General features: G+C 62.7%; 7 protein-coding genes. 3 read left to right on the top strand and 4 right to left on the bottom strand.

Features of this window, described 5'->3' with window-relative positions; all coding sequences use genetic code 11:
• The first annotated feature begins 1090 nt into the window (after window positions 1-1090).
• Entirely contained in the window at window positions 1091-2488 is a 1398-nt protein-coding gene (locus ACFQDI_RS18945) for a formylglycine-generating enzyme family protein (protein ID WP_377169734.1), read from the top strand.
• A gap of 292 nt (window positions 2489-2780) precedes the next feature.
• Here the strand turns inward: ACFQDI_RS18945 and ACFQDI_RS18940 are convergent, their stop codons facing one another.
• From ACFQDI_RS18940 to ACFQDI_RS18930, 3 genes are all read right to left on the bottom strand, one after another.
• Window positions 2781-3266 carry a hypothetical protein gene (locus ACFQDI_RS18940; protein ID WP_377169732.1) on the bottom strand — a complete coding sequence of 162 codons (486 nt, stop codon included), beginning with the start codon at window positions 3264-3266 and terminating at the stop codon, window positions 2781-2783.
• Between the two features lie 120 nt (window positions 3267-3386).
• On the bottom strand, window positions 3387-3704 hold the full coding sequence (locus ACFQDI_RS18935; protein WP_377169730.1) for a hypothetical protein: 318 nt from the start codon (window positions 3702-3704) through the stop codon (window positions 3387-3389).
• Between the two features lie 393 nt (window positions 3705-4097).
• On the bottom strand, window positions 4098-4727 hold the full coding sequence (locus ACFQDI_RS18930) for a DUF3592 domain-containing protein (protein WP_377169728.1): 630 nt from the start codon (window positions 4725-4727) through the stop codon (window positions 4098-4100).
• A gap of 172 nt (window positions 4728-4899) precedes the next feature.
• On the opposite strand from ACFQDI_RS18930, the gene ACFQDI_RS18925 reads away from it, so the two are divergent.
• Window positions 4900-5130: a hypothetical protein gene (locus ACFQDI_RS18925; RefSeq protein ID WP_377169726.1), complete on the top strand. Its 231-nt coding sequence runs from the start codon at window positions 4900-4902 to the stop codon at window positions 5128-5130.
• A gap of 516 nt (window positions 5131-5646) precedes the next feature.
• On the opposite strand, the gene ACFQDI_RS18920 is transcribed toward ACFQDI_RS18925, so the two are convergent.
• On the bottom strand, window positions 5647-6930 hold the full coding sequence (locus ACFQDI_RS18920; RefSeq protein ID WP_377169724.1) for a Gfo/Idh/MocA family protein: 1284 nt from the start codon (window positions 6928-6930) through the stop codon (window positions 5647-5649).
• Window positions 6931-6989: 59 nt separating this feature from the next.
• Here ACFQDI_RS18920 and ACFQDI_RS18915 point away from each other — a divergent pair, with 59 nt between their 5' ends.
• A complete protein-coding gene (locus ACFQDI_RS18915) occupies window positions 6990-9095 on the top strand; it encodes an alpha/beta hydrolase family protein (protein WP_377169722.1) in 2106 nt (701 codons plus the stop codon).
• The last annotated feature ends 1 nt before the right edge of the window (window position 9096 follow it).

Here is a 9096-nt window from a genome sequence, read left to right as displayed (position 1 = left end):
ATTTTTGTTTTAGAGACTCCCTGCTTGAGCAGTTGTCCAATTGCTCTTCGATGGAAGACGGTGAGATGATGGTAGCGTTTCATACGAGTGAGTAGTTATCAAACGCCCAGGGAGTGATGCACTTCGGTAGTTAATCCGCATGTAAACACCTGAAAATCTGCAAGTTACAGCATGCTTTACGCACGTCTCACATGGCGCGTGAACTAGGGGCAGGGCTTTGACCGATGGCTCCTGCCCTCCCAGCGAGGCCCCCTTCCCGGCTCACCGGCCATGGCGACCGGGACACTGGCTGGAGAAGTTGCCGAGTTGCCATCCCTAGAGGTGGAAACTCGGAAACTTGGGGGTTCCGGCCAGCCGGGTGGTAGCGGAGCGTCTGGAGGTGCGCGGAGGGGGCCGGAGCCGGTGTTTTGGGATCGGGAGAAAGAGACAGGGCATTGGGTGCCCTGCGGGGTGCGAGGCGATGAAGCGGTGGTCTCAGCGCCTGCCTGCTGCCGGCTCATCCCTGTTTCGTGAGGCAGCCCCCCCTTCCCTGATGGCGGAGAAACAGGCACAACTTCCACATTTTCAACGGGGGTGTGTACCCACGCGCAGCCCGTCCAAGGCGGCCATTTCAATCAAATCAACCTTTTCAAAGCCCGGGTATTCGCGCAGGTCATTCATGGGAGTCTTGTGCCCCCTGTCTCACCGGGGGATGTGTGCATACCGGGTGTTAACCTGAGTGCGAGCGAACCGTTGAAGCGAGCGCTGAAAGGCGGGCGCTCCAGGAAAGGTGGGAACGCTTTGAGCCAGCTGCCCATGCTGGCGCGAAGGATTCTTCGGACGCAGCGCAGCGCATCCCTGCCAGTGCTGCGGCAGGCATGGGCGGGCGAGGAGGTGCGGGGATCAGGGGTGGCGTGCTGGATTAGCCGATCGAGAGCCAGCGAAAGCTCGGGCGGGCTATGCCACAGATACGCAGGGTGACTGCATTGAGACTTTGTGGCCTATGCCCGAGATTCATTGACCTGACAATAAACAATAAACTATTGTGACTTGAAAAATATTCCCTGCACTTCTGGTTAAAAGACTTGTCTCAATCCCGTTCCCCTCACGCATGACTTTCTTCCAGCTTTTCGACCCACGGCAACGTCTGGCAAACGCCTTCATCCGCAGCGCCCGGCCTTGCATTCAAGCCGCGCTGGCTTTGATGGCCACGGTCATTTCAGCCCAGCAGCCCGCCTTGCCGCCTGAGCTCGGGGCGCTGAATCAGCAGTTCATCAAGCTGCAGAAAGAGCAGGTCACAGCGCCCTTTGAATCGGATCTTGTCGTACTCAACACCGGTTACCTAGGGGCCATCGACAAAGCCGTGACAGCGGAAAAAGCAGCCGCGAATTTGGACGGCATCCTTGCGCTGGAGGCGGAAAAGAAGCTCATCACTGAGAAGGCTTTAGCCGCCGAAAGGCCGCCCCTGCCGCAAAGCGATGATGAAAAGACTCCGGCGGTGGTGAAAAATCTCCGCAACATCTACCGCACCTCGTATGCGAAGCTCGAAGCGCAACGCCTGAAGAATCTGCAAAAGCTCGTGGCTCCGCTGAACGTGCGCTTGAAACAGATGGAGGCGGACTTCGTCAAAGCGGACCGCATCGCCGATGCGAAGACGGTGCACAGCTACCGGGAAGCGCTGGCGGAGGAGGCGCCCGCCGCAGGAGAGCCGAAGCCCGCCGCGACTCTCAACCCCGCTGTGATGATCACGGCGAAAGATGGCTTTACCAACACGCTCGGCATGAAGTTCCTGCCGGTGAAAGGCACCGCTGTGCTGTTCTGCATCCATGAGGTGCGTTACAAAGACTATGCCGCGTATGCAGCGGAGAATCCGAACGTGGATGTTGCCTGGAAAGATCAAACCGTCGAAGGCCATGCCATCACTGATCGCAAGGAAGACCACCCGGTGATCAAGGTCAGCTGGGATGACGCGCAGAAGTTCTGCGCCTGGCTGAGCCAGAAAGAAGGGAAACTTTACCGCCTGCCCACGGATGAGGAATGGAGCTACGCTGCGGGCATTGGGGAGAAGGAGAAGCGGAAGACTGGGGCGCTGCCCTTCCAAATGCCGACGGTGCCAGACGTGTTTCCGTGGGGTGACGACTTCCCGCTGACGAAGAAGAACAAACCCGGAAACTTCAGAGATGCCAGCCTTACAGGCAAAGCGCCGGGCGCAGATGGCAAGGAAGACAGCCTCGAAACCTACGATGACGGTTTCCCGACCACTGCACCGGTGATGAGCTTCAAGCCAAACAAACTCGGTCTCTATGATCTGGGCGGCAACGTGTGGGAATGGTGCGAAGACTGGTATGACAACGCGCAGCAAGACCGTGAGTTGCGCGGGGCCTCCTGGCATGACAACAACCGCGGCTTTCTGCTGTCGTCCTACCGCCTTCACGGCCCCCCCGGCGGCCGTCACGGCGACCACGGCTTCCGCTGTGTGGTGGTGCCGCCCCGTGGCCTGAAGGACTGATGTTCTTTGGTCTTTTAAGAACGACACGGTGCCACACACGCTGCACATGACTTTTCCCCGGGCCTCTCGCAAAGCTCGGCGGTCAAAATCCCCGGTGCGCCGCGTCTGCGCTGGGACGCTGCTGCAGAGTTCCTGAGAAGGAAACGGCGGAGCAGGCGAGGGCGGGGTGTCCCAATCAGCCGCGAGAGCTCATGGGGCGTCTAGGAAGCCCAAGACCAGGCGAACGACGGCGCTTGGGGGACCAAGCGCCCTGCCCGCGCTGGGCCTGCGCCCACCGGACCGGAGCCATGGACTACTTGATCAGCTTGTGAACGGATTCGCTGAAGGCCTGGCCGAGGATCTCGTTTCCACTGATCACCTGCACATGAAAGCCGTGGTACTTCTTCCCAGACTCTTCGACGAGCTTGTAACTCCTACGGCCGGAGCGCTCGCTGTGGGTGCGGACGAAATCAAAGGCCACCTTGGGGGTCTCGATGTCCAAGTAGCGGCCGTTGGAGTCCACGGTGATTTTCATTTCGCCGGATTTCTCCACAGCAATGGTGTCCGAGCCGCGCCGGAGGTTGGCGGCGTAGAGGGCCCATTTCAGCGTGACTCCTTCGAGTTTGACGGAGGTGTAGTTGGTGATGCGCACTCGGAGCCAGTGCGAGGAGACGTATTCTTCCTTGGCGATGTCGGCGGACTTTTTCTGAACCTCGGGTTTGACGGCGATATCGACCGAACCGGCGGAGGCGGCACTGACAAAAAGAAGGCTGCAAAGGATGGCGAGACGTGTGTGCATGGCGTGAGGGTGTGTGGTGTGGATGACCTCAACAGGCGGACTGAAACGGCGGCATGACATGACGAGGTCGGGATCACCTCAGCCGCGCTGCATTGGGAGACGGAAGCTGGCCGCCCCTCTTCAGCAGCGCTCCATGCACAGCCAGCGGTGCCGGCGCACCCCGGTGTGGACTGCCCAGTTTTCAGCTCCTCTGAGCGGTGCCACCAGGTCGGCATGCGCCACACGGATCGCCTCATGCCAGTCCGGCATGGCAGGCGCGTCGCAGTCTGAGAAAGCATTCTCGTGCAGCAGGCTCTGCTTGAGCTCCGCTTCATCGTCATCCAGCACGCAGACCAGATGCGAAGCATCCTTCGCCACTGCGGCAGCGTCCCAGAAGCACTGCTCCGTGCTGAGCGTGAGCAGGACGAGGAGGTTCAGGATGAACGGGCACCAGCGCATGGGATGGGCGGATGTCTGAGTAAACGAAAGGATGTGGCGGCAGCTATCACAAGCCATGTAAACTTTTCTCCGGGGAGAATGGATTTGATCGCGGCCATCGGCTGCAGGGCTGGTGGGAGTGAGTCGGGTCAATGGTCCCGCTAGGCCGCGGAGTTTGGCCGGGAGGGGGCCACGGATCGCTGCTGCTGCGCGGGCAGCGCGTGGTGAGCATGCCGCCGGAGGTTAGGCCTCTGGCCTGACCAAGGCCTGAGGCGTCCCGCCTCCAGCTTGCCACCCAGCGGGAGCGCTCACCATGGACTGGGAAGGACAGGCTGGAAGCCCGTCTCCCCTGGACAGCCGGGACGGCTATCCTCCAAGCAGCTGCGGAGCGCAGGCTCCAGGCACGAGTGCTTCTCATGCCCCTCCGGAGTAGCGCAGCCGGCTGTAGCAGGCGGCCACGGCGCTGAGCACCAGGCCGGCTCCCAGCAGGGGCAGGACCTGCTTGAGCTGGATGGTCGGCGGTAGCAGGACGATGATCAGGAAACCCAGCAGGCAGATCCCACGGGTGAGGCCGTAGAGCAGGTGGCTGCTGGGCCTGCGGTCCTGCGCGGCAAAGACATAGCTGCCCAGCAGCATGCCCCAGACCGCGAGGCTGAAGCCCACGCTCCACTTCGGCCAGCCGTACTCCAGCAGGGCAAACTCAGGATGGCATGGGTCGTAGCGGACGGTGACCTGGCTGCCGGCACTCAGGGACTGCGCGAGGGCTCCGGCACCGGCCTCGTAGGCTTTGTTGCTGATCCACCCTGCCCGCACCCGGTCACTCTCGTACCTGCGCCCATCCACCTTGTAACTGTAGCGGATGAGAGAGCGTGTGTTGCCGCGATGGCTAGCGGGCTGGGAGGAGATGACGCGGCCCTGGGTGGTCGCTTCGGCCCGCCACAGATGCCAGGAGGACACGCAAAACTCCACGGGCATGAGGAAGAGCAGCGCCAGAAACAGGGGCAGAAAGATGAGGGCTGCGGCGAGTCCGAGGATGTAGCGCATGGAGAGGGCGGTTCTTGAACCGATAGGCCGGATCTTGCCAAGGCGACGGCTTGCATGCAATGGGGCACTGGTTGCAGAGCGGGGTGTTGTTTGGAATCAGGGCCGCTCCAACGCTTTGCCGCTGGCGGAGGCCGATGTGACGATGTAGAGGCCCCGGCAGCCTTCCACCCCGATGAACCACCCTGCCCTCCCATACGATGCCAAGACATGGAAGCTGGCGGGCGTGGTCGCCCTGGTGCTGCTGGGTGTCGCGATCTCCCTGGCCCTCATGGAGCGGTGCCTGCAGCCGGAGCGCGGGCCGCAAGAAAGAAGCCACGAGCACCGGGAGCGCCCCAACCGCCACCGCAGCTCCCTGCCGCCGGAGGTTCAGCGGCAGTTTGAGGAATTCCGGAAGGAGAAATGAGCCTGGCCTGAGGCTCGCCCCTGACCCTGCGGGCCGTCTTGGGGTGTTGGAGCGGTGAGAGCGAGAGAATGGTGACGAAACGTCTCTTTTTGGAAGCTGTTTTGAAGACATGGTTAACATGTGTTAATAATATACATCAGTTTGATAATGTGGTGATTAACAAGCATGGAAGGTGCTGGCATTGTCTGCGATAGCCGGATTTAACCTACGCTCTGCCGCCTTGCTGGAGGAGGGCGTAGGAACCGGAGCGCGGACAGGGAGATGCTGCAGGGGCTGTCTGTCCTCGTTTCACGCCTTTGCAGCAGGCTCTCGACGGAGCTGGAGCCCCATTTTTCGAGCTCTCCGAGGAGCGCTTGATGGATGTATGACTGGCGCGTTCAAATACATGGCAATTCATTGAATATAAGCCATATAAACAATGTGTAATGATCATGTGATCCGGCGCGCGGGCACACCTCTCCCTGGTTGGGGCATGGGGTGCCTTTGGCTGAGTTTCCAGAATGCTGGACGGCCCCTTTACGCGATCTTCCAGGCCTCGCGCATGGGGCGGAGGAGCATCTGGTTTGCCTGCTCGTCGCCTTCAAAGCGCTCGGCCTTCGGGTCGAACTTCAGCGGGCGGCCGAGGACGGCGGAGATGGCTCCGATGTGGCAGGTGGTGGCGGCACGTTGGGCGATCTCCGCCGTGGCGGCGGTGCGGCCACGGGAATAGACGGCGTCGATGAAGTTGCGGTGGTGGTTCTTGGACTCGTAGAGCTTCACGTCGCTGTCCTTGAGCTTGGCGCGCAGGATGGCGTCGTCGCTGGCCTTGAGGACCTCCGATTCGGTGTAGATCCAGCCCTCGCTGCCGATGAAGCGGGTGCCCCACTTGGTCTTGTCGTCCGTGCTTGTCATGACGACGCGTACACCATTGTTGTACTGATACTCGATGCGGAAGCTCTCGGCGGCGTCATAAATGCCGGTGGTGCGGCGCTTCACCTCGGTGGCGCTGACTTCGGTGGGGGTGGTTTCGTCCATGCCGGCTCCCCACTGCGCCACGTCCAGGAAGTGCGCACCCCAGTCGGTGATGTAGCCGGGGGCGTACTCCTCGATCCAGCGGAAATTGAAATGGCAGCGTGCGGCCGTGTAGGGCTTCTCCGCCGCAGGGCCCAGCCACATGGCGTAGTCCAGGTGGGCGGGCACGGGCTCGGTGGCCTCCAGGCCGGTGTAGCCGCCGCGGATGGCAAACTTGCCCGGCACGCCGATCTCGATCTCCTTGAGCTGGCCAATGTAGCCGTTGCGCACGCGCTCGCAGGCCATGCGCACCTTGAGGCCGGAGCGCCGCCAGGTGCCGCACTGCAGCACGCGCTTGTTTTCCGCCACCGCACGGCAGATGGCACGGCCCTCCGCGATGCTGGCACCGAGGGGCTTTTCTGAGTACAGATCCTTCCCGGCCTTGGCGGCGGCGACGGCCACGTTGGAGTGCCAGTGGTCGGGCGTGGCATTCATGATGGCGTCCACATCGCTGCGGGCCAGCACCTCGCGGAAGTCTTTGAAGATCGCCGTCTCCGGCAGTCCGGCCAGCTTGGCGGCAGCGGCGGCGTGCTGGGAGTCCACATCGCAGATGGCGACGACCTGCACGCGCTCATCGGCCATCAGTGCGCGGAGGTTGCTGGTGCCCTGCCCGCCCACGCCGATGCAGGCGAGACGGACTTTTTCATTGGGCGACACGGCCCCAGCACGGCCCAGAGTGGCGGCGGAGACGATGAAAGGGACGGCGGTGCTGAGAAATTGACGACGGGTGGGAGATGCAGAGTCGGGCATGGGAAAGAAACGCAGTTCGTTTCCGATATTCATCATTCACCCGATTTCTTCATTCACTCATGGACTCCCCCGCCCTGCCCCGCCGTCGTGACTTTCTGCAAACCACCGGCCTGGGCCTCATGGGCTGGCCGCTGGTGCAGTCTTTCTTTGGCAGCACGGGCAGCGCCTTGGCGCAGACTGCGGCCAAGACGCCAGCTGCTGCCGCGACTGCGATCCCTCAGCTCAACCGTTTTCCCCGCATGATGCAGGACTGGCTGGTGGCCGAGGTGCGCGCCGCCGAGCAGCGGGGCAATGCACGGCGCGAGGCTTTGAAAACGAAGGCGGACGCCGAGGCCTACGTGAAGTCCGTGCAGCAGCGCATCCGCGACTGCTTTGGCCCGCTGCCGGAAAAGACGCCGCTGAATGCGAAGGTGACGAAGACGCTGGAGCGCGACGGCTACCGCATCGAGAACATCACCTTTGAAAGCCGCCCGGGCTACCTCGTGACCGGAAACCTCTACCTGCCAAGCAGCAAGGGCAAGGTGCCGGGGGTGATCGGCGTGTGCGGGCACTCGCTCAATGGCAAGGCAGCGGAGGCTTATCAGAGCTTTGCCCAGGGCCTCGCACGGCAGGGGCAGGCCTGCTTCCTGATCGATCCCGTGGGCCAGGGCGAGCGGTTTCAATACCTGAACGAAAAGCTCGGCTCCCGCCTCGGTGGTGGCACCACGGAGCACAACCAGATGGGCGTGCCGCAGGCGCTGGTGGGCGAATTCCTCGGCACCTGGTTTGTGTGGGATGGCATTCGCGCGCTGGACTACCTGATCACGCGCCCGGAGATCGACACCACGCATCTCGGCATCACCGGCAACTCCGGCGGCGGCACGCAGACGACCTGGCTCTGCGGCCTGGAGCCACGCTTCACCATGGGCGCGCCCTCCTGCTTTGTGACCACCTTCCGCCGCGATGCGGAGAACGAGCTGCCGCAGGACATGGAGCAGTGCCCGCCCCGTGTGCTGGCGCAGGATCTGGACCACTGCGATTTCCTCGCCGCCATGGCACCGAAGCCGGTGATCATCCTCGCGCAGGAGAAGGACTTCTTTGACAACCGCGGCTCCACCGAGAGCTACGAGCGTCTCAAGAAACTCTACACGCTGCTCGGCAAGCCGGAGAACATCCAGCTCCACATCGGGCCGGATCCGCACGGCTACACGCAGTCGAACCGCGAGGCGATGTACCAGTTCTTTGGCAAGGCCACCGGCATCCCCGCCGCAGCGGCGGAACCGGTGATGACCATCGAGAAAGACGAGGTGCTGCTCTGCACGCCGAAGGGCCAGGTGGCGGAGTCGGGCTCGCGCACGCTGATGAGTTTCACGCGGGAAAAGGCGGACGATCTGGCAGCGAAGCGCAAGCCGCTCTCTGGCGCAGCGTTGCAAAAAGCCGTGCGCCAGGTGCTGAAGCTGCCCGCGCTGGCGGACACCGCGCCGGACTACCGCATCCTGCGCAGCGTGGGCGCACGCAAGTACCCCACCAAGGGCTACTGCACCTACGCCGTGGAGACGGAGCCGCTGATTCACGCACTGGTCACACGCCTGAGCGACGAGGCGCTGACCTCGCGTCTGCCGCGCGGGCAGAGCAAGGCCATCCTGTACATCTCCCACCGCTCCGCCGATGCCGAGCTGCGCAGCGATCCGTTTGTGAAAGAGCTGATCGCCGCCTCGCCGGACGCCGCCTTCTTTGCCTGCGATGTGCGCGGCATGGGCGACTCCCAGCCCGACACCTGCGGTGCGAACCAGTTCACCGGCATCTACGGCAGCCACTACTTCTACGCCGCCTTCAGCCAGATGCTCGACCGCCCGCTGTCCGGTCAGCGCGCCTACGATGTGCTGCGCGTGCTGCAGCTTCTCGCCTCAGCAGGACATACGGAGATTCACCTGGCCGCGCAGGGCTGGGGTGCCCTGCCAGCCGCCCTGGCCGCCGTGCTCAGCCCGCAGGTCAAACAGGTGACGCTCAAGCATGCGCTCAGCTCCTTCCATGAGCTGGCCGTGCATGAAGACCAGCAGTGGCCCGCCGCCATCATGGTGCCGCAGGTGCTCCAGCACTTTGACCTGCCGGACTGCTATGAGGCGCTCAAGCCGCAGAAGCTCCAGCTCATCGAGCCCTGGGGTGCCGCCGACGGCATGAAATAAG

Origin of the sequence: Prosthecobacter fluviatilis (assembly GCF_042655725.1) — a bacterium.
GTDB lineage: Bacteria > Verrucomicrobiota > Verrucomicrobiia > Verrucomicrobiales > Verrucomicrobiaceae > Prosthecobacter > Prosthecobacter fluviatilis.
This window is presented reverse-complemented; position numbering and strand designations above follow the sequence as displayed.

Coding starts and splice junctions, on each gene's coding strand:
- ACFQDI_RS18935 (WP_377169730.1), bottom strand. CDS start 3,704: ATGCGCTGGTGCCCGTTCATCCTGAACCTCCTCGTCCTGCTCACGCTC.
- ACFQDI_RS18925 (WP_377169726.1), top strand. CDS start 4,900: ATGAACCACCCTGCCCTCCCATACGATGCCAAGACATGGAAGCTGGCG.
- ACFQDI_RS18915 (WP_377169722.1), top strand. CDS start 6,990: ATGGACTCCCCCGCCCTGCCCCGCCGTCGTGACTTTCTGCAAACCACC.
- ACFQDI_RS18945 (WP_377169734.1), top strand. CDS start 1,091: ATGACTTTCTTCCAGCTTTTCGACCCACGGCAACGTCTGGCAAACGCC.
- ACFQDI_RS18940 (WP_377169732.1), bottom strand. CDS start 3,266: ATGCACACACGTCTCGCCATCCTTTGCAGCCTTCTTTTTGTCAGTGCC.
- ACFQDI_RS18920 (WP_377169724.1), bottom strand. CDS start 6,930: ATGCCCGACTCTGCATCTCCCACCCGTCGTCAATTTCTCAGCACCGCC.
- ACFQDI_RS18930 (WP_377169728.1), bottom strand. CDS start 4,727: ATGCGCTACATCCTCGGACTCGCCGCAGCCCTCATCTTTCTGCCCCTG.